The 20,433-nt window shown below is 48.1% G+C and carries 16 protein-coding genes; 8 read left to right on the forward strand and 8 right to left on the reverse strand.

All coding sequences use genetic code 11. The annotated features are described in order from the left end of the window. Positions 1–191 precede the first annotated feature (191 nt). Entirely contained in the window at positions 192–1,202 is a 1,011-nt protein-coding gene (gene recA, locus HHL17_RS02630) for a recombinase RecA (protein ID WP_169223239.1), read from the forward strand. A gap of 697 nt (positions 1,203–1,899) precedes the next feature. Here recA and typA read toward each other — a convergent pair. After that, on the reverse strand, positions 1,900–3,708 hold the full coding sequence (typA, locus tag HHL17_RS02635) for a translational GTPase TypA (RefSeq protein WP_169223240.1): 1,809 nt from the start codon (positions 3,706–3,708) through the stop codon (positions 1,900–1,902). Positions 3,709–3,983: 275 nt separating this feature from the next. Between typA and HHL17_RS02640 the strand changes: the two genes are divergently transcribed. Further along, complete coding sequence (locus HHL17_RS02640) at positions 3,984–4,985, forward strand: alpha/beta fold hydrolase (protein WP_169223241.1); 1,002 nt, start codon at positions 3,984–3,986, stop codon at positions 4,983–4,985. A 57-nt stretch (positions 4,986–5,042) separates the two neighbouring features. Here HHL17_RS02640 and HHL17_RS02645 read toward each other — a convergent pair whose 3' ends face one another. Both HHL17_RS02645 and HHL17_RS02650 read right to left on the reverse strand, forming a co-directional pair. Then, complete coding sequence (locus HHL17_RS02645) at positions 5,043–7,274, reverse strand: patatin-like phospholipase family protein (RefSeq protein WP_169223242.1); 2,232 nt, start codon at positions 7,272–7,274, stop codon at positions 5,043–5,045. A 113-nt stretch (positions 7,275–7,387) separates the two neighbouring features. After that, complete coding sequence (locus HHL17_RS02650) at positions 7,388–8,434, reverse strand: COX15/CtaA family protein (RefSeq protein WP_169223243.1); 1,047 nt, start codon at positions 8,432–8,434, stop codon at positions 7,388–7,390. A 177-nt stretch (positions 8,435–8,611) separates the two neighbouring features. Here HHL17_RS02650 and HHL17_RS02655 point away from each other — a divergent pair, with 177 nt between their 5' ends. After that, positions 8,612–9,061: a hypothetical protein gene (locus HHL17_RS02655; protein WP_169223244.1), complete on the forward strand. Its 450-nt coding sequence runs from the start codon at positions 8,612–8,614 to the stop codon at positions 9,059–9,061. A gap of 124 nt (positions 9,062–9,185) precedes the next feature. Here HHL17_RS02655 and HHL17_RS02660 read toward each other — a convergent pair whose 3' ends face one another. Next, a complete protein-coding gene (locus HHL17_RS02660) occupies positions 9,186–12,167 on the reverse strand; it encodes a glycoside hydrolase family 3 N-terminal domain-containing protein (RefSeq protein WP_169223245.1) in 2,982 nt (993 codons plus the stop codon). A gap of 279 nt (positions 12,168–12,446) precedes the next feature. Here HHL17_RS02660 and HHL17_RS02665 point away from each other — a divergent pair, with 279 nt between their 5' ends. The 3 genes from HHL17_RS02665 (at position 12,447) to HHL17_RS02675 (ending at position 14,989) form a co-directional block, all read left to right on the forward strand. Next, positions 12,447–13,034 carry an adenylate kinase gene (locus HHL17_RS02665; RefSeq protein WP_169223246.1) on the forward strand — a complete coding sequence of 196 codons (588 nt, stop codon included), beginning with the start codon at positions 12,447–12,449 and terminating at the stop codon, positions 13,032–13,034. 163 nt (positions 13,035–13,197) lie between these two features. After that, positions 13,198–14,232, forward strand: a complete 1,035-nt coding sequence (gene obgE / locus HHL17_RS02670) for a GTPase ObgE (protein WP_169223247.1) — start codon at positions 13,198–13,200, stop codon at positions 14,230–14,232. Between the two features lie 58 nt (positions 14,233–14,290). After that, positions 14,291–14,989 (forward strand): hypothetical protein, encoded by a 699-nt coding sequence (locus HHL17_RS02675; protein ID WP_169223248.1) that lies wholly within the window; start codon positions 14,291–14,293, stop codon positions 14,987–14,989. A 38-nt stretch (positions 14,990–15,027) separates the two neighbouring features. Here the strand turns inward: HHL17_RS02675 and HHL17_RS02680 are convergent, their stop codons facing one another. The 4 genes from HHL17_RS02680 to HHL17_RS02695 form a co-directional block, all read right to left on the reverse strand. Then, complete coding sequence (locus HHL17_RS02680) at positions 15,028–15,606, reverse strand: N-acetyltransferase (protein WP_169223249.1); 579 nt, start codon at positions 15,604–15,606, stop codon at positions 15,028–15,030. Next, complete coding sequence (locus HHL17_RS02685) at positions 15,593–15,958, reverse strand: DUF7674 family protein (protein ID WP_169223250.1); 366 nt, start codon at positions 15,956–15,958, stop codon at positions 15,593–15,595. The genes HHL17_RS02680 and HHL17_RS02685 overlap by 14 nt, the downstream gene beginning before the upstream one ends. 238 nt (positions 15,959–16,196) lie before the next feature. Further along, a complete protein-coding gene (locus HHL17_RS02690; protein WP_169223251.1) occupies positions 16,197–17,447 on the reverse strand; it encodes a PepSY-associated TM helix domain-containing protein in 1,251 nt (416 codons plus the stop codon). Positions 17,448–17,647: 200 nt separating this feature from the next. Beyond that, on the reverse strand, positions 17,648–17,947 hold the full coding sequence (locus HHL17_RS02695; protein WP_169223252.1) for a YbaB/EbfC family nucleoid-associated protein: 300 nt from the start codon (positions 17,945–17,947) through the stop codon (positions 17,648–17,650). A 131-nt stretch (positions 17,948–18,078) separates the two neighbouring features. On the opposite strand from HHL17_RS02695, the gene HHL17_RS02700 reads away from it, so the two are divergent. Further along, on the forward strand, positions 18,079–19,314 hold the full coding sequence (locus HHL17_RS02700; RefSeq protein WP_169223253.1) for an NAD(P)/FAD-dependent oxidoreductase: 1,236 nt from the start codon (positions 18,079–18,081) through the stop codon (positions 19,312–19,314). Between the two features lie 13 nt (positions 19,315–19,327). Next, positions 19,328–20,422 (forward strand): DUF2891 domain-containing protein, encoded by a 1,095-nt coding sequence (locus HHL17_RS02705; protein WP_317166508.1) that lies wholly within the window; start codon positions 19,328–19,330, stop codon positions 20,420–20,422. Positions 20,423–20,433 lie beyond the last annotated feature (11 nt).

Consider the following 20,433-nt stretch of genomic DNA (forward strand, 5'->3'; position numbering starts at 1 on the left):
TGGCTTCGGATCTTTGTTATGTCGTTAGGGCGAAGCGAAAAAAGTGAGAGCGAATACGATATAAATACTAGTTTTTTTAGCATTAAAAATAAAATGCTAAAAAATTTAGGAAAATCAAAAATTAGGTTATAATTTAGCATTCCAGTTGGAGATATGCTTTTCGATTAAATTTGTAAAAAACAACTACAGATATGTCTACAGCCAATACAGAAAAACTGAAGGCGTTACGCCTTACAATGGATAAGATTGAGAAAGATTTCGGTAAGGGATCTGTGATGATGATGGGCGAAAAAGCAGAAGCTCCAATGGAAGTAATTTCTTCCGGTTCACTGGGGCTTGATATCGCACTGGGCATTGGCGGTTTTCCGAAAGGAAGGATTATTGAGATCTATGGTCCTGAATCTTCTGGTAAAACTACCGTAGCGATCCATACGATTGCTGAAGCACAGAAAAAAGGTGGTATTTGCGCCATTGTGGATGCGGAGCACGCCTTTGACAGCAGCTATGCCCGCAGGCTGGGTGTGGATGTGGATTCTCTCCTGATTTCACAGCCCGACCATGGTGAGCAGGCGCTGGAAATTGCGGACCGTCTGATTTTATCCGGGGCAGTAGACGTAGTGGTGATTGACTCTGTAGCCGCACTGGTACCGAAGAGCGAGCTGGAAGGTGAAATGGGTGAAAGCAAAATGGGCCTGCAGGCACGTTTGATGTCCCAGGCACTGCGTAAGCTGACAGCCACCATCGCCAAAACCAACTGCTGCTGCATATTCATTAACCAGTTACGTGAAAAAATCGGTGTTATGTTTGGTAACCCGGAAACCACTACCGGTGGTAACGCACTGAAGTTCTATGCATCAGTAAGGCTGGACATCCGCCGTATGAGCCAGATTAAAGACGGCGATGAAGCGGTAGGTAACCGTGTAAAAGTGAAAGTGGTAAAAAACAAAGTAGCACCTCCGTTCCGTCAGGCTGAATTTGATATCATCTACGGTCAGGGTATCTCCAAAATGGGTGAGATCATCGACATGGGCGTAGAATACGGTATCATTCAGAAAAGCGGTAGCTGGTTCAGCTATGACACCAACAAACTGGGTCAGGGCCGTGATGCGGTAAAACAATTACTGGGCGACAATCCGGAACTGTCCGCAGAAATCGAAGCAAAGATCAAACAGAAAATTGCGGAGAAACAAGAAGAGGCTTAATTATTATGTAAGCCGCACAAAAGTAAATTTACTCTTTACTATACATACATAGAAGTTAGTTTTAGTTTTAGTAAGCATTGGGTTAGTATGCACATCCCTGCCTTATCCTGGGCGGGGATTTTTTTTGCCCGGGAATTTTGGGATCCCGGGAATCCCAGGGCTGAAGCCCTGGGCTACGGTGTTTTTCAATTTCTAACATTGCGCGATGAGCTATTTAAGCTGCGAACTATGATTCCTTTCAGCTATAATATGAGCTATCAGCTATGGTGTTATATGCTGGATTTCCGATTCCGGAGTTAAAGTTATGGGGCCTGATCTGTGAAATTTCAAGGCTTATAAGGCTTTGGGCTACAATATTTGATTTCCCTAATTTCCAGTTTTGGAGTAAACCGACGACAGCTTTAAGCCTTAAATTTTCAGCGTTAAACCGTATACCTCAATTTCTGAAATCCAGACTAAGGCTGCCCTAGGCTGTAATCTTTGAGCAGCCAGACTCTCCCGGTTAGTACCTCGATCCTCTAATTCTCCACCTTTCCCGATACTTCTGACACAACCTGATGTTTTTTTGGTCCCAGGGTTTCAGCCCTGGAAAAACAAAAGAGGCTGACCAATTGGTCAGCCTCTTTATCTCAAACATTTTTAAAACTTAGTGCTATCACTATATGAACCTGCCTTAACGGCGGGCCTTCTAATCAGACTAGGCTTCAGCTTTCATGCTTTTTGCACTTCTCTTACGTTCTTCTTCGTCCAGGATGGTTTTACGCATACGGATGAAGTTAGGCGTAACTTCGATGCACTCATCATGCTGGATGTATTCCATGCATTCTTCCAGTGTCATCAGAATTTTAGGTGCGATATTCGCAGCGCCATCGCTACCGCTGGCGCGCATGTTGGTCAGTTTCTTGCCTTCGTTCGGGTTTACCACCAGATCACCAGGTTTGTTGTTTTCACCGATGATCATGCCTTTGTACACTTCTTCTCCCGGATCAACGAAGAAAGAACCTCTGTCCTGTAATTTATCGAGGGAGTAAGCAGTAGTGGAACCAGCTTCTTTAGCAATCAGCACACCGTTGTTACGGCCGGGGATTGCACCTTTCCAGGCTTTGTAATCGTTGAAGCGGTGAGCCATTACAGCTTCGCCGGCAGTGGCGGTCAGCATTTGTGTACGCAGACCGATCAGACCACGGGAAGGAATTTCAAATTCCAGGTGTTGCATTTCACCTTTAGTTTCCATGATCAGCATTTCACCTTTACGGCGGGTTACCAGGTCAATTACCTTGCTGGCGAATTCCTGTGGAACGTCTACCACCAGGGTTTCGTATGGTTCACATTTTTTACCGTCGATGTGTTTCACGATAACCTGCGGTTGACCAACAGTCAGCTCATAACCTTCACGGCGCATAGTTTCGATCAATACGCCCAGGTGAAGGATACCACGGCCGTATACCAGGAAGCTATCTGCACTGTCTGTATCTACTACACGCAGCGCCAGGTTCTTTTCAGTTTCTTTTACCAGACGGTCACGCAGGTGGCGGGAAGTAACGAACTTACCATCTTTACCAAAGAAAGGTGAGTTGTTGATACCGAACAGCATGTTCATGGTCGGTTCGTCCACGCTGATAACTGCCAGTGCTTCCGGCGCTTCACCATCAGCGATGGTGTCACCGATATTAAAATCTTCGATACCTACTACGGCGCAGATGTCGCCAGCCAGTACCTGAGTTACTTTTCTTTTACCTAAAGCTTCAAAGATGTACAGCTCACGTACCTTCTGTCTTTTAGCGGTACCGTCAGCCTGCATCAGGGTGATCCACTGATTTTCTTCGATGGAACCACGGGTTACTTTACCTACTGCGATACGACCAAGGAAAGAAGAGTAATCCAGGGAAGTGATCTGCAGCTGCAGGTTACCTTCAGGGATCTTAGGAGAAGGAACGTGTTCAATGATACCATCCATCAGCGGAGTGATATCAGCGCATTGCTCGAGGGAAGAGTTGAACCAGCCATTTTTACCGGAACCATAGAAGGTCGGGAAGTTCAGCTGCTCTTCAGTCGCATCGAGGTTGAAGAACAATTCAAATACAGCATCGTGTACTTCATCAGGACGGCAGTTAGCCTTGTCCACTTTGTTGATCACCACGATAGGTTTCAGGTTCAGCTGTAAAGCTTTCTGCAACACAAAGCGGGTCTGTGGCATCGGGCCTTCAAAAGCGTCAACCAGCAGGATTACACCATCTGCCATTTTCAATACGCGCTCTACCTCACCTCCAAAGTCGGCGTGGCCTGGGGTATCGATCACATTAATCTTGGTGCCTTTGTATTCAACAGAAGCGTTCTTACTGAAAATGGTAATACCACGTTCTCTTTCAAGATCGTTGCTGTCCATGATCAGCTCGCCGGATTCCTGATTGGCCCGGAAAACGTTCGTCTGATGAAGAATTTTGTCAACCAGGGTAGTTTTACCATGGTCTACGTGTGCGATAATTGCAATATTACGAATGTTCATATACTTAATTCTTTAGCTATAAGCAGCTTGTAAGATTATAGCTCATAGCTGCAAAAATGAGGCGCAAAGGTACGAAAACCTGACGAGAATGAAGGATTCGTGCTTTAAATAAATGTAACCATTTAGTCACTTGTACAAATACCCTCACAACAAATTCATTATCAACAAATTATAGCCTTTCATATTTTACCATGACGGAAACCTTCCTTAGCAGGCACATCCCGCCACCTTTATGGCGGGAGATTTGATTTCCCTCCCGATATAAATCTACCTGCATGAAACGTACCCTTTTCCTTTTGTTGCTGGCCTGTTGCTGCTTCCACCTCTCACCACTGAATGCACAAACAATTGTTAAACAAGACATTATGTTATCAACCTACAAATACCCCTACCCCGTCCATTATTTTAAATTCCAGGCCCAGGGCCAACCCCTCATCATGGCTTATATGGATGTACAGCCTTCCCGTCCCAACGGTCAAACAGCAGTACTCCTGCATGGCAAAAACTTCTGTGGCGCCTACTGGGACAGCACCGCAGCCAGCCTCGCCAACAGCGGTTTCCGTGTCATCATCCCCGACCAGATAGGCTTTGGCAAGTCATCCAAACCAGCACACCTGCAATACAGCTTTCAGTTTTTAGCACAAAACACCAAAGCCTTGCTGGACACCCTCGATATCCACAAAGCCGCCATCCTCGGGCATTCTATGGGAGGAATGCTCGCTGCCCGCTTTGCCCTTATGTATCCCGGCATCACCACCAAACTTATCCTGGAAAACCCCATCGGACTGGAAGACTGGAAAGTGGTGGTTCCGTACCAATCTGTGGATAAATGGTATCACTCTGAGCTGAAACAGACCTACGATAAAATCAAACAATATCAACTGGATAATTATTACGCCGGACAATGGAAACCGGCATACGATAAATGGGCATCCCTCCAGGCCAGCTGGATTCAAAGCCCTGATTACGCGCAGGTAGCCTGGAATTCGGCCCTCACTTACGATATGATTTTCACCCAGCCGGTATACTATGAATTCCCTAACATTCAGGCCCCTACCCTGCTGATTATTGGTCAACGTGACCGTACCGCATTGGGAAAAGCCAATGTACCTCCCGACATCCGTAAAACACTGGGCAATTATCCCGAACTGGGAAAAGATGCAGCCAAACGCATTCCCCATGCCACCCTGATACCTATTGAGGGTGTTGGTCACCTGCCTCACATAGAGGCCTATACGAAATTCATCACGCCGCTGCTGGACTTTCTATTGCATTAAAAAGGAAATCTGCCGGCCAATCGAATGTTAGCCAGGCGCAGAAGGAAAATAAGCAGGCTACTCTTCCATCAGCTTAACGACAAAATCCAGCGCACTCTGGTTCGCCGGATTATCAAGCGCATGAGCAATATCCAGCTTCTCACGGGAAGTGAGATGCCAGGATAATGCTGCCCCTTTGTCTTGCTTCTGAGGTACATACTGGAAAATGATGCGGTGAAATTTATCAGGGAAATATCCCTCCATGAAATTGACCAGGTCATCCTGATCAAAATCCTGCATGGCGCTCCAGTGCTGCTGCATGGTAAACAATGGCTCAAACAGCAGGTCGCTGAGATCTTTGGTTTTCTTGATCGGGGTAATATCATTCTTGCGGGTATCCCTGATCTGTATATACACTACCCCGCTGGTATTTTCATTGATCCACTTACTGAAAGTATAGAGATAACGCAGCGTTGTCTGTTGGCCGAAATTATCCCTGATGCCGGCATCCATCACATCTACAATGGGATTGCTGGGCAGGAAGGTGTTAGGCAACACATAAGGGAAAGTAGCACACATCCGGATGGCGCTGGTCACCCGCAGGTCCATCGCATTCTGATTGGCATAGTATTGTGCAAAATCTACTCCATCAATATCCCGCACCTGCCTCGTGGGATACAGGTACTGCGGACTGCACAGATAACTGACCGGCTGCGGCGAAATCATCAACCGGCGCCCGTCTGCATTGATAGTGGCGTTCCAGATCAGCATCGGAATTTCTGCATTTTGCTCCGGTGCTTTGTAATCTCTCAATATCTTATTCAGGGTATTATCGGTGTTCTGGTTCAACTGCATCTCGAAGGCATAACCGCGGTCTTTTGCATACCGCTTGTTATCCATCGTAAATGTGCGCCAGGGGGTGATAAAATCATTCACCGCCATCGCACTGAACACGGAATTCAGCAAGTCTCTCGAAACACGCTCTGTATAGATACTGTCTGTTAACCGGATGGGCTTCCCCATTAGCTGCTGATAATACAGTTCCCGGAAATAGCTGGCGCCCAACATGCCGCCGGACGCGCCGGTCATCAGCACCGTGTTTTTCATTAACTGGCCGTGCAAAAGACTGTCCAATCGTTGTAACACATGCAACGACCAGGTAGCGGAACGGCTGCCGCCGCCGCTGAAGTTCATGACGATCAGGCGTGGCTTCTTATTTGCCGGGAAATGACTACGCCACTTCTTCAGAATTTCGAGGGATTGTATCCTGTCTGCTTCGTACCGCTCGCGGGTAAAGAAACGCTGCAATGCCTCGACGCTATATTCCGGTCGCGCCTTTTTCTGTTGGTAATCAAGCCCGTACGCCTTATTTCTGTTGTCTACCCAATTGTGCTCCACCATCCAGTTGAGCCCAAACAACAGCACCAGCACCACCGGGATAGACCATGTCTGCAACAGGTAAGAATAGGCGCCTGCCACTCCGATCAGGAATGCGAAAAAGATCAACACACTGGCGCCGGCAGGAATCCTGAATACTTCATAATCCATCATATAGGCCAGTATCATCAAAAAAATCAGGGCACAGCCCACGGTGATCATCGCGGCAAAGTGATGTTGTTTGAGGATGCTGTCGAGATAGTGTTTATTGTAGTGGTCTACATTTCTTGCCCGGCGGATTTTCCAGGGCGTAGAGAAATAGTTGTGGACCGGCAGTGCATTCTCGTCAGGTTCCTGCGTGGGTTTGAGGATTACCCGCAGGAAATTACGCGGGTTGCCAAAACGTTTCTCCAGTCTCCGGCCGATGTTTTTATCAGCATTAAAAAAGTAAAAGAACCCAAAAAATACGATAAACAGCGCACCGCAGATAAACCCTTCTCCCAGCAGGAGAATGTCGGGAATGGAGCTCAATTGTTCATATCGCTGGTATTGCCATCCGCGATAAATCAGGCAGATAAAAAAAGCCAGCGGAATGAGCGAATTATTGAGGCAGTAACGGAAGAAAGGCTGAGAAGTGGTGGCCAGGAACTTAAAGCGGCCGGTATGCAGGATGAAGGTAGTGATCTGCCAGCTCATGATAAACATGCCGGTGGCCAGTCCAAGAATCGCCGTACTATAGAAATTCACCTTCCCCAGGTATTCCGGCGCCAAAAAGAGCGCGTCTCCGCCAAATACCTTGGCAAATCCGCCATTGATCGTGCTAAAAAGAATTACCCAGAAGATGAGCAACACCTGATATTTCCTGAAATGCAGCAGGAGCAACTGAACAGGGAAAGAATAGTACGTTTTTATTAGGAATAGCTTCACCTTCATCAGACCGATAATTACTAACGATAATTACTAATAAACCTACGTAAAAAATCAGTAATAATAAATAAGGGGCTCACGCAATGCATGAACCCCTTGTCTATTATTGGTAGTCGTAATTAATCTTGTGGCGCCCTGCTGAGGTACAGTGTCCATACCAGCGAAAGCAGCAACAGCATACCTACACACTGGTGAAGGATACCATAGGTGATCGGTATTTTCACCTGGCTATTGAGCAACGTGAGTACGCCCAGCAGCACCTGCAGCAATACCAGCAGCAGCGGCAGGTAACGAATAGCATGCAGCAGGCTGTTGGCAGGCGTTTGTGCTGATTTCCACCACCATACGGCGATCAGGATGGTAATCAGGTATGCCAGTCCGCGGTGTATAAACTGAATTGTTATGGCATTATGAACAATATCTGTCAGAAAGCCGCCCTGGGAAAACATGCCCGCAGGTACCCAGGCGCCGTTGATATCTGGCCAGGTATTGGCTACCAGTGCGGCATGCAGGCCTGCCATAAAAGCGCCATACACCAGCTGTACGGTCACAAGGGCCAGCAACCAGACGTTTAACCGCTTCAGGGAAGGGACCTTGAGGATTTCCTTACCGGGAATGCTGGTTTTCAAGGCAAACCAGAAGAGATAGCACAGCAGCACCAGCGCCGACATAAAGTGTATGGCCAGCCGGATATGGCTTACATAAAGGTTTTCGTCGTTCAGGCCGCTTTTTACCATGATCCAGCCGATAAGTCCCTGCAGGCCTCCCAGCACAAACAGCACAATCATCGGGTTGATCATCTCTTTTCTGATCTTGTTCTTGGCAAGGAAATAAATGAACGGTATAATGAATACCACACCGATCAAACGTGCCCAGTCACGGTGCAGCCATTCCCAGAAATAGATGAATTTAAAATCTGATAAGGTGAAATGGCTGTTGACATATTTATATTGTGCAATCTGCTTATATCCGTCAAAGGCTTTTTGCCAGGCCGCCTCATTCATTGGTGGGAAAGCGCCCAACAGCGGTTGCCACTCTGTAATCGACAGGCCGGAGCCGGTTAACCGGGTCAGCCCTCCCAATAATACCTGGATTACCAGCATGCCCACTCCTATATACAGCCAGATGGCTACCGGACGGTTGTTCTTGATATCTACTGTTTCCATAAACGCTGCAAAAATAGTGAATTAGGGCTCCCGAAATACTCACATTCTTTTAACAATCGCGTAATGTTCTGTTAACGCTGGTGTCGGAGCTTTGCATTGAAAATTAAACGGCATTAATTGTATTAGCTAATACTGCCCAAACAAGTAAAAAAGACAACACATTAAAAAAATAATGTCATGAAACACTTTTGTTTTGTTTTAGTACCCAAAGTAACGATGATTGTATTAGCCACTATCCTCATTCCCTTTGTAACCATGCATGCACAGGAAAGATCTTTCGCTTACAACAACACCCGGTTTGTTGCAGAGCAGCCTTCATCCGGCATCAAAAAGGATTTGGAAGTGGAAATCAGCCAGCCTGAAAAAGAAACGCTGAACTTCACACTGGCGGTGATCAATCCGGAAAACGAAAAGTTGACACTTTACATCAAAGATAGCTACAACAACACCCTTCACCGGGAAGTATTACCTGCAACTGTTAAATTTGAAGCCCGCTACAATCTGCAATCCCTCGAAGATGGCCAGTACATCTTTGAAATCAGAAGCGGCAAAAACAAAGTAGCAGAAAAAGCCATCGGCATCAAAACTCAGACCATGGTTAGCAGGCTCGTTTCCGTAGAAAAATAATACTGCATATTACTTTCTGATTTGGTTAATTGGTTATTTAAAATGCGAAGGAGATTATCGTCTGATAATCTCCTTCGCATTTTAGCAATATCAAAATAACCTAAATTCCAAAATCCCCAAATGACTATGGTTTCATCGCTTCATACACCACATCCATCATCTTGCCTCTTGTGTTGAGAACCGACAGTTTGCTATTAGAGCCTCCATTGGGATACACCCTGTTACTCAGGAAGATGAATACCATTTTGCTGGCGGGATCTGCCCATATGCAGGTACCAGTGAAGCCGGTATGCCCAAAAGTGGCGCCGGAAGTCAGTTTGGAAGGATAACTTTCCCTGCGGGTATTATTATCTTTTTCCGGTTTATCGAAGCCTAGTCCGCGACGGCTGATGTTGCTGTTGTAAGCGGTAAACAGCCTTACCGTTTCCGGCTTGATATACTGCACCCCTCCAAATGAGCCATTATCAAGCAGCATCTGCATAATCACGCCCAGGTCATGCGCATTGGAATACAGCCCTGCATGGCCCGCAACGCCACCCAGCATGGCTGCTCCGGGATCGTGCACAAAACCGCGCAACAACTGCATCCGGAAGAAGTTCTCCCGTTCGGTGGGTACCAGCAAAGACAGCGGGAACCGCTCTCTGGGCAGAAAGCCGGTAGTGGCCAGGCCCAACGGCTTATAAAACGTTTCCCGTACGTATTGGTCCAGCCTTTTCCCTGTCACCTGCTCTATCACTTTGCCGAGGAATAAAAAATCCAGGTCACTGTAAACATAGCCCTGATGGGCGGTTACCTTGCTGTCGAGGATTTTTTTCCAGATAGAATCTACATAGCGGTGGTCCATGAACATATTGTCAGCTACCTGTACGGAATATAATTCATCCGCGGTGCTGTGATACAAGGCTGTATCAGGCCGCCCATCGGGATATAAAGTTTCCTTGTAGAACGGAATGAAAGATACGAGCCCAGCCTGATGCAGCAGCACGTCCCGTATTTTCAGTCCCGCTTTGTCAGTGCCCTTTACAAAGGGCAGATACTCCCCCAGTGTACCATCGAGGCTCACTTTTCCCTCATCATACAAGCGCATGATGGAGATGGTGGTAGCGCACACTTTGGTGACAGAAGCCAGATCGTAAATAGAACCAGGGGAAACCGGCTCTTGGCTGTTGTACTCGTAGTGACCGAAAGTACGGTTGTACACTATTTTCCCATCTTTCAGGGCCAGCACTTCGCAGCCGGGCGCAGCGCCGCGGGCGATCATATCACTGGCAAGGGCATCAATGCCGGCCAGACGGCTTTCATTCATACCTGCTTCAGCCGGTGTGGCGGTCGGCAGGTCTGTATACAGGTTTACATCATAAGAGATGCCTGTTCCTTCCGGCAGCCCGGGACATACCGTTACCGGCAGTTTGCCTTTGGGCCCCAGTTTACCGAACAGCAGGTCAGCAGCTACTTTCTGGGTAATGCTGTCATCTTCATAGGCTGCTACCATAGCGGGCGCATCGCACCAGTGCTGAATGGCGTATGGGTTACCAAATACCACGGTGGCAGAAGGCATTTCTGATTGCAGTTGTTTTACGATCAGGCGTTGTGCCAGCGACAGGCCGAAATTATTGGCCGGACGGCGACTGAAGTTATGCACGCTGATGATAACTGCTTTATAGTCACGCTGAATGCGGGAGATAATGGGTGCTATCTGTTGCACTGTCTGACGGGAAGTGAAGATAAAAGCATCGGTGCCGGGTTTATAGGCTCTGACGGCATCCAGGAAAGCGTTGTTTCCATCGGCTCCTACAGCAATCACTGCCAGTTTCTGCTGGGTCATGGCTGGAGAGAAAGGAATCAGCTTCTGATCGTTTCTGACGAGTGTGATCGCTTTTTCCGCAATGCGGCGGGTCAGCGTATCGGTCATCGCGTTGAGGTCATTGGTCAGATTATTTGTCTCAATGCGTTGTGGTTTCCAGAGACCTAAGTCATATTTGGCATGCAGTACTTTTTTAACGCGGGCATCTACTTCCTGTTGGCTGATCTGTCCTTTTTTGATGGCCTTCATGATAGCAGACACGCTACCGGAGGCGGTGGACGGCAGAATCATGAGGTCGTTGCCTGCCAGTAAGGACTGTAAGGATTCCTGTCCCTTGGAGTAGAACTTGGCGATGCCTTTCATTTCGAGCGCATCGGTTACGATGAGGCCTTTGTAGCCCAGTTCGTTCTTCAGCAGTTTGGTGACCGCTTTATAGGAAATGGACGTGGGTGTATTAGGTTTGTTATCGATGGCGGGAATAAAAAGGTGCCCTACCATGACGGAGCCTACGCCTGCGGCGATGGCTTCCCGGAAGGGATACAGCTCGAGAGAGTCGAGTGCCTGCCGGCTTTTATTGATAGAGGGCAGGTCGAAGTGGGAATCCACGTTGGTATCGCCATGGCCGGGGAAGTGTTTGGCGCAGGCCATTACACCGGTGGATTGCATGCCTCTGATGGCTGCAACGCCCAGGCTGGCCACCTGGTATTTGTTTTCGCCGAAGGAACGGTCGTTGATAACCGGGTTGTTCGGGTTATTGTTGATGTCCATATCGGGTGCATAGTCGAGATGGATGCCAATACGTTTACATTGTTCCCCCATGATGCGGCCGGCCTCATAGGCCAGGGCGGTATCGCGGGTGGCACCGATCATCATGTTGCGGGGCAGAGAGGTAACACTGTCCAGGCGCATGCCCAGGCCCCATTCGCCATCAACTGATATCAACAAGGGCACTTTGGAGATGGACTGGTAGTAGTTGGTGAGGTTGGCTTCCCGCAGGGGGCCACCCTGGAAGAAGATCAGGCCGCCGACTTTATTATCGCGGATATCCTGGGCCACGGCATTGATATGGTCCTGTCCCAGGTTGGAATGCGCCCTGATAACGATGAGTTGCGCAATACGTTCTTCCGGTGTAAGCGATTGAAATACGCTGTCAACCCATTGTGAAGCCTTATCTTGTGGCTGATGGGATGTGGTGTTGACCTTCCTGTTCTTCTTTTTGTTCATAACGCCGGGGGGCATAGGTATAGCGCTCCCAGTCATCAGCAAGCCCGTAAGTCCTGCAACCAGTAATTGTTTCCTCATGTCATAAACTTACAAATAATCAGGCAAGATTTCATTACCAGTGCCTGACTATCAAATAATTATTAAAAAATGGTATATGTTTTTGTCAAATCACCAGATATTCGTTAAATTAGAATATTCTATTGAAGATATTTTACAGTTCCGCTATAAATATTAAAATATCTTTACTATTTTGTCTAAATCTTTTACATTTTTTAACCAATCGCAATTTTAATTACCAATACATTCAATTGTTTGTTATATTTGCATCCTTGCGAGTAAAGTAGATTTTAATAAAACATGGTCAATCTCATTTTATTTGGCCCTCCCGGTAGCGGTAAGGGTACACAAAGTGCTAAGATAATAGATAAGTACGGGCTTATACATCTGTCCACCGGCGATTTGCTGCGTTCAGAGATAGCCAATAAAACTCCTTTGGGTCTGGAAGCCACCAAGTTTATGGACCAGGGTTTACTGGTGCCGGACGAAGTGGTGATCGGTATGATCAGCTCCAAGCTGGATGCCAATCCGGAAGCCCGTGGTTTCATTTTTGATGGTTTCCCCCGTACTACTGCTCAGGCGGAAGCGCTGGACAAGTTACTGGCGCTGAAGAAAACGGCTATTTCGGTGGTATTATCCCTCGAAGTACCGGAAGATGAATTGATTAAACGTCTGCTGAACCGTGGCAAGACCTCCGGCCGCAGTGATGATTCCTCTGAAGATGTGGTAAAAGCCCGTATCGTGGAATACCATAATAAAACCGCGCCCGTAGCTGACCACTACGCCAAATTCGGTAAGTTTAAGAAAGTGAAGGGAGATGGCACCGAACCAGAAGTATTTGACCTGCTCTGCAAAGAACTGAATGAGCTGGTAGCTGAGAAAGTATAACGGGCTCATCCCGCCATTAGAAAGACATACACACCTGATTATACACGCAAAGATTGTAAGTTAGGAGCTTATGGTACCGGAAGTGTACCAAATTCGCTCAAACTTAACGATCTTTGCGTTTTATTTTCTGGCAGTAGCCATATTTGGTTTAAAATATTGATCAGTGGAAAAAGCGAACTTCGTAGATTATATCCGTGTATTTTGTAAGTCTGGTAAAGGCGGCGCAGGCAGTATGCATTTCATGCGTACTAAATTTAATGCGATGGCCGGCCCGGACGGTGGTGATGGTGGCAGAGGCGGACACGTGATCCTGAGAGGGAACGCTCAGTTATGGACCCTGTTGCACCTGCGCTGGCATAAAAACCTGCTGGCTGAAGATGGTGAAAACGGCAGTGGCGACAACTGCACCGGCCGCTTCGGAAAGGATATTATCATCGAAGTACCACTGGGCACTACTGCCAAAGATGAAGAAACCGGCCGCGTGGAAGCAGAAATCCTCCACGATGGTCAGGAAGTGATCTGGATCCCCGGTGGCCAGGGTGGCCGCGGTAATGCCTACTTTAAATCAGCGACCAACCAAACGCCGGAATACGCCCAACCCGGTATGCCCGGACAGGAAGGCTGGAAAGTGGTAGAGCTGAAAGTACTGGCCGATGTAGGACTGGTAGGCTTCCCGAATGCCGGCAAATCCACCCTCCTTTCTGCTATCACGGCCGCCAAACCCAAAGTGGCGGACTATGCGTTCACCACCCTCACCCCTCAACTGGGGATGGTAGCTTACCGTGACAACAAATCCTTCTGCATGGCAGACCTTCCGGGTATCATCGAAGGCGCCCATGAAGGTAAAGGACTGGGACACCGATTTTTACGACACATTGAAAGAAACGCCGTATTATTATTCCTGATTCCTGCTGACAGCGCTGATCACCGTAAAGAGTTTGATGTGCTCGTCAATGAACTGGAACAGTATAATCCCGAGCTCCTGGATAAACAGTTTTTGCTGGCCATCAGTAAAAGCGATATGCTCGATGACGAACTGAAAGCCGCCATCGCAGCAGAATTGCCGGAAGATGTGCCGCATGTATTTATCTCCTCTGTCACCCAGCAGGGAATCTCTGAGCTGAAAGATGTGTTGTGGCAAGCCCTGACGGATAAAGACAACCAGATAAGTACAGCCGACACCGTTAGTGTCGAATAACTGACAGGGCCCAGGGATATGTAATAACGCCAATGTTCGTTACACGATCCCGCATACTATGAAAACACTGTTAAAGCTTGTTCTGCCGGCATCCCTGCTGATGACGGCCTGCCAACAATCAAAAACACCTGTTAAGGAGAGACCTGTCCAAATTGATACCATGCAGCTGGTTGCCCTTCCGGCACCATCAGCTGAAAAAGTCGCGTCCAATGAAGTATCTGTAGTGGCACGCGACAGTACTACGTATGTGCGTTTCGGTGACAGCTATTTTTCCCTGGACTGGATTTCGGCAGACCAGCAGCGTAACGACTTTGAAAAACATCCCGACACCCTCTATTTCTTACTCGCCCCCAAGCGGACCATCGAAGGCCAGATGCTGGCCATCACTACCGGTGAAGCGGAAAAAATAAAAGTATGGCAACGTTTTGAAACCAGTGCCCGCGTGGGCCGGCAATTGCTCCGCCAATGGAAACACCACCGGAGCGATTGGCAACAGCTGCATCCGGAAGCCAACAACTTTTTTATCTGCCGGAAGTACACCTCCGCGCAAACCAATCAGCTTCCCGACGACGCAACCCTCCAAAGCCTACAGCAACACGTAAAGAAATACTGCGGCCAGGCACTATTTAATCAGGTAGCGCACCTGGAAAAACTGCCCGAAGCTGTTATCAGCACTTATTACCTGAAATTCAACGGCACCCTGCGCAACTCCCCTATTAAAATCAATAAGCTACTGGTCATACAGGTGACGCCATAAAAAGAGAACCGGCAATGCAGACGCATCACCGGTTCATATCAATCGGCTGTACTTAACAGAACAGGGTTTTTCAGTTCCGGCGGGTAAAATAACATAGCGGTGCACAAGCAATTCGCAAATTGGTGGCCCACCAGAACAGGATAGTTAATGCAGCTCTTACACCCTTCCCAGAAACGGGTGTCAGTAGTAATTTCGGAATAGGTGACCGGCTCAAATCCCAGCCGGCTGTTTAATTTCATCACCGGTAAACCGGTAGTGATACTGAAAATTTTTGCAGATGGATATAAAAAACGACTTAACTCAAATATTTTCTTTTTGATGGCCGCCGCCACTTTCAGTCCCCTGAATTCGGGCGCCACTATCAGGCCGCTGTTAGACACAAAGCCATCATCCTGCCAGGCCTGTATGTAGGAGAATCCCGCCCAGAAACCACTTTTCGTAAAAGCGATGACTGCATTGCCCTGCAGGATCTTCTTCTTGATATCCATCGGGTTCCGTTTCGCAATACCAGTACCCCTGGCTTTGGCGGAGGATTCCATTTCCGCCACAATGGGCAGCGCAAAATCCACGTCTTCCGGAGTCGCTACCCTGACAATTATCTCCTCATCTGTTTCCATTGTAAATGAGTTGTTGCTGTATGTAAAGACCATAAATCGCATCCGGTATCAGGCCATATATCCTGATCCGGTTCACGGCATCGCCCAGGGGCACTTTACTGAGTACCGGTACAAATACCCGGGTGATAGCCCCTTTTACCACTTCATTGCCGCGTTCATATAGTTTTCCGGCCAACTGAAGGCACTTGCCCGCCACCGGAAAGTTCTGTTCACGTAGCTGCCTGTCGGTATATTCACTGAAACATCCTACGGTGTCGTATATGTGAAATATCGCCGGAAACTGATGAAGCGCTTTTTTAAGTGCCGGTATATGATCTTCTATATAGGCCGGCACTTCGTATTGGTTTATCATGGCTGATCGTTGTTACTATATAGCCTATGCCAAACGGTGTTCCACAAACAGCATTAAAACGTTAAAGTGCAGCAGGGGAAAGAGTTTTAACAATTATTATGATGATGCCAATGTGAAAAAGCCTTCCGTTTCTGCATGGTGTTTTTCAAAAAATGCAAGACAACAACGGCTATAAAAGTATAAGCCTGGCGCCGCAAGTGGCGCCAGGCTTATACTTTTATTATATTCTTCGGTAAAATCAGGCAGCCGCCAGCGGTGTGGTGGCGCTGCGTTTGTTTTTAGCCGCTTTCTTTTTCTTCATGGTCCTGTTGATCCACAGGATAGTACCGGTGGTAGGGAAAGTAGCGCCCAGCAAAGCCAGCAACAATGCAAAAATTTTAGAGGGCAATCCAAACACAGAACCGGTATGTAAAGGCTTGATGAGGCCACGCACTTTCTGGCCGAGGTTTCTTTCACTGAAAGTCTGGGATTTCAACACCTGGCCACTGAACTGGTCGAGGTAATAGCTGGTGGTAGCGGCTTCATTCAGCGCTCCGGCAGGCAGCAGGGTAACCTGTATGGAAGCATCCTTGTCTTTAGGCATGGCTACTGCATAGTATTGTGCATCAGGCACCTGTTGTTTCACCTGTGCCAAAGCCGCTTCATAAGAAACACTGTTGATTGTTTCCGGCACGGCTACCGATGCTGGCGCCTCCATTGCTTTGGGAGAAGCACCAAGCGCTGCGAACAGTCCTTTATTGAACCATTCAAACGACCAGGTAAGGGCTGTAAATACAGATATAAAAAGGAAGATGCTGACATAGAAACCCAACACAATGTGCATATCATGATTCAACCGCTTCCAGCCGCCGTCCCATTTTACTTTAAGGCGCTGTTGCAGGATTTTACGGGTTTTGGGCCACCATAATATAATCCCGGTGATGAGGATGAAAAGGAATATCAGGGTACTGATGCCGGTGATCAGCTTGCCGGTGTCTCCGGCCAGCAGCCAGCGGTGCAGGGAAAATATCTGGTAATAGAATGTTTGCTGATAGCTGTAAAGTTCAATCACTTTACCGGTATAGGGGTTGACGAAGGCGGTGCGGCCTTTTCCTTTTTTAGGTTCTTTTCCACCCTTTGCATCTTTGCCCGCCGGCTTCATTTCTTTGCCGGCCTCTTTTTTACCTTCTGCACGGGCTTCTTTGCCGGCGCCTTTGTTTTTATCGCCTTTTTTACCCTCCTCCAGCTGAACAGCCAGTGAGCGGGCAGGATCTGCATATACCTGTATACGGGAAATACCCGCGCCCGGTACCTGCTGTTTCACCATTTCGGCGATTTTGTCCAGCGGTAACCGTTCTTTTTCAGGCTGTACGTAATAACGGCTGTGATTAAATGCTTCCGTCAGCTCCTTTTCAAATACCAGTAAAGCACCTGTCAGGCAACTGATGGTAATGATCAGGCCTGCCGCCAGCCCGAGGTATAAGTGAATACGGCGAAAAAAAACTTTCATATTAGATTGATCCAACCACAAAAAAACGGTTCCTCGCGCGGAATATACCTGCGAAAGGGGAAAAAGATTTACGCAATCCGGAAATTTTCGCGGAAAGATGTCAAGTGGCACTTCTCTCAAACACACAAAAGAGCGAAGATCATATTTTATTAAATCGTAATAAATATAATCTTCGCTCTTTTCCGGATTCTTTAGGGAAATCAGAGCAAATTGCCCAGCACGCCGGCGGCGCTCTTCATTTCTGCTTCCCAGGTATTTTCGGCATCTTTCAATGCACGGTTCAGCGCAGTGAGCAACAGATCTTCCATTTCCTCTTTATGCTCAGGCGTCATCAGACGCTCTGCTATTTCAATGCTTTTTACCTGACGGTTGCCATCTACCACTACCTTTATCGCACCATCGCCAGCTTCACCTTCCAGTGTAATTGTTGCCAGACGCTCTTTTGCCTCCTTCATTTTCTGTTGGATCTGCGTCACCTTGCCGAATAAATCACCAAACATATTTGTGTATTTTTTAGGGCCGTAAAGATAAGTTTTTACCACACCGTTTTAATATTCAATATTTTAAATATACGACAGCAGGAGCCAACAATTATGTATCTTACCATCACGTATAAGTTATCAGCTTAAAAATGGAAACTAAAGTTTGTATTATAGGTGCCGGTCCGGGTGGGGCTTGCGCAGCCCTTCAACTGGCACAGCTGGGCATCGAATGTATCGTTGTTGACAAAGCCGTTTTCCCCAGGGACAAAGTATGCGGCGATGGCCTAAGCGGAAAAGTTTTAACTATCCTTGAAAGAATCGACAAAGGCATCGGTGAGCGGTTACAGCAGGCTGTCTTTAAAATGGACAGCTGGGGCGTGACTTTCGTAGCACCCAACCGCATCGGGATGGACATTCCTTATAGATCCGGTTATCAACAGGATAAAAGCGATCCACGCGGCTTCGTCTGCAAAAGGATTGACTTTGATAACTTTCTGGTGGAAGAGCTGAAACGCCGCCCGGAGATTCGTTTGTTCGAGGGCGTTAGCATCGATAAATATGAACTGCGGGCAGATGGTTATTATCTGTCTGATAAAGAAGGAAAATTTCAGGTCAAAGCCGATCTGGTACTGGTGGCCAACGGCGCCCATTCCGCCTTCACCAAAGAAGTGGCAGGCATCAAAATGGAGCCGGACCATTATATCGCCGGCTTACGTGCCTATTATAAAGGTGTTACCGGCCTGCATCAGGATGCTTTTATAGAACTACACTTCCTGAAAAGCATGCTGCCCGGTTACTTCTGGATATTCCCGCTCCCCAATGGCGAAGCCAATGTGGGCGTAGGCATGCTCAGCACCACCGTCCGCAACAAAAAAGTGAACCTGAAAAAGCTGATGCTCGATACCCTCGCTACCGACCCGATCATGAAAGAGCGTTTTAAAGACGCCACCCTGGAAGGTTCGATCGATGGCTACGGTCTCCCGCTGGGCAGCAAAAAAAGAAAGCTGCATGGCGAACGCTACATGCTGATCGGTGATGCCGGTTTCCTCATCGACCCTTTCACCGGCGAAGGTATCGGCAACGCACTGTATTCCGGTCAGATAGCTGCCAAACAGGCCGCAGCAGCCATCGCCGCCAAAGACTACTCCGACAGCTTCCTGAACAGTTACGACCAGGAGGTTTATCGTATCCTGGGCCCCGAAATGGAGGTCAGCACCAAACTGCAAAAGCTGATCAAATACCCGTGGCTGTTTAATCTGCTGATGAAAATGGGCTCCCGCAACAAACAGTTGAAAGAGCTGATGACCTGCATGTTCCACGAGGTAGACCTGCGCAAAAGACTGGGCAGCCCGCTGTTTTATGTGAAGTTATTATTTAACCGATAATCCGATAGTTTCTGTGAGATACACCACCCTGCTTGCCATTATCTGCTTTTCTACGGCTACCGCTACTGCTCAAAAACAGCCCATGACACCAGAACAACTGCCTAAGATGACGGTTAAAACGGCCAATCAGCTGGCAGCCCTGCCGTTGAAATGCCTGGACCTGCCTTTTCCTTATAAAACAGGCGTAGTGTTTCCCGACAGCTCCCTGCTGGGCGCTCCGTCTACCTATCATCCGGCGTTCTACGGCTGTTTCGACTGGCACAGTAGCGTACATGGCCACTGGATGCTGGTACGCCTCCTGAAAATGTTCCCTGATATGGAAAAAGCAGCGGTGATACGTACCAAACTAACGCAACACCTCTCTGCTGAAAATATCCAGACAGAGCTGCGACTGTTTAAAGGCAAGGAAAACAAAAGCTTTGAACGCATCTATGGCTGGAGCTGGCTGCTGCAACTGCAACGGGAGCTCCTTACCTGGAACGATCCGATGGGCAAAGAACTTAGCCGGAACGTACAACCACTGGCCAGCCACTTCGCTGCAGCGTATGTTGACTTCCTCGGTAAGCTGATGTATCCCATCCGTGTGGGCGAACATACCAACCTTGCTTTCGGCCTTTGCCTGGCATGGGACTATGCCCAGACTACCGGCGACAAAGCGCTGCAAACCGCCATTCACGATGCGGCCATGCGTTTTTATGCTAAAGACAAAAATGCTCCCGTAGCATGGGAGCCCGGCGGATACGATTTCCTCTCTCCCAGCCTCGAAGAAGCTGACCTAATGCGCCGTATCATGCCGGAAAAGGAATACCGGACATGGCTATACGCTTTCCTTCCCGGCCTGTTCCAGAACCCGATCACCATCCTGCAACCCGGACAGGTAAAAGACCGTACCGATGGTAAACTCGTTCACCTCGATGGCCTCAATCTCAGCCGCACCTGGTGCCTGGAAGCCATTGCCCGTCACGGCGGCAAAAATCAGCAGGCCATTCAGGCTCTCGCCAACAAACACCTGCTGACATCCTTTCCGCAGGTAGCCAGCGGCGACTATGCCGGCGAACACTGGTTGGCCTCCTTTGCTGTATACCTGCTTACTGCAGAACAGCAATAGGCTGCCGTCAA

The organism is Chitinophaga fulva (genome assembly GCF_012927205.1).
Classification (GTDB): domain Bacteria; phylum Bacteroidota; class Bacteroidia; order Chitinophagales; family Chitinophagaceae; genus Chitinophaga; species Chitinophaga fulva.

Excerpts from the sequence above, each read along its gene's own strand:
- HHL17_RS02680 (WP_169223249.1), bottom strand. The coding sequence starts at position 15,606 with ATGGAAACAGATGAGGAGATAATTGTCAGGGTAGCGACTCCGGAAGAC.
- typA (WP_169223240.1), bottom strand. The coding sequence starts at position 3,708 with ATGAACATTCGTAATATTGCAATTATCGCACACGTAGACCATGGTAAA.
- HHL17_RS02650 (WP_169223243.1), bottom strand. The coding sequence starts at position 8,434 with ATGGAAACAGTAGATATCAAGAACAACCGTCCGGTAGCCATCTGGCTG.
- HHL17_RS02700 (WP_169223253.1), top strand. The coding sequence starts at position 18,079 with ATGGAAACTAAAGTTTGTATTATAGGTGCCGGTCCGGGTGGGGCTTGC.
- HHL17_RS02660 (WP_169223245.1), bottom strand. The coding sequence starts at position 12,167 with ATGAGGAAACAATTACTGGTTGCAGGACTTACGGGCTTGCTGATGACT.
- HHL17_RS02675 (WP_169223248.1), top strand. The coding sequence starts at position 14,291 with ATGAAAACACTGTTAAAGCTTGTTCTGCCGGCATCCCTGCTGATGACG.
- HHL17_RS02645 (WP_169223242.1), bottom strand. The coding sequence starts at position 7,274 with ATGAAGGTGAAGCTATTCCTAATAAAAACGTACTATTCTTTCCCTGTT.
- HHL17_RS02685 (WP_169223250.1), bottom strand. The coding sequence starts at position 15,958 with ATGATAAACCAATACGAAGTGCCGGCCTATATAGAAGATCATATACCG.
- HHL17_RS02665 (WP_169223246.1), top strand. The coding sequence starts at position 12,447 with ATGGTCAATCTCATTTTATTTGGCCCTCCCGGTAGCGGTAAGGGTACA.
- HHL17_RS02655 (WP_169223244.1), top strand. The coding sequence starts at position 8,612 with ATGAAACACTTTTGTTTTGTTTTAGTACCCAAAGTAACGATGATTGTA.
- HHL17_RS02695 (WP_169223252.1), bottom strand. The coding sequence starts at position 17,947 with ATGTTTGGTGATTTATTCGGCAAGGTGACGCAGATCCAACAGAAAATG.
- recA (WP_169223239.1), top strand. The coding sequence starts at position 192 with ATGTCTACAGCCAATACAGAAAAACTGAAGGCGTTACGCCTTACAATG.
- HHL17_RS02690 (WP_169223251.1), bottom strand. The coding sequence starts at position 17,447 with ATGAAAGTTTTTTTTCGCCGTATTCACTTATACCTCGGGCTGGCGGCA.
- HHL17_RS02640 (WP_169223241.1), top strand. The coding sequence starts at position 3,984 with ATGAAACGTACCCTTTTCCTTTTGTTGCTGGCCTGTTGCTGCTTCCAC.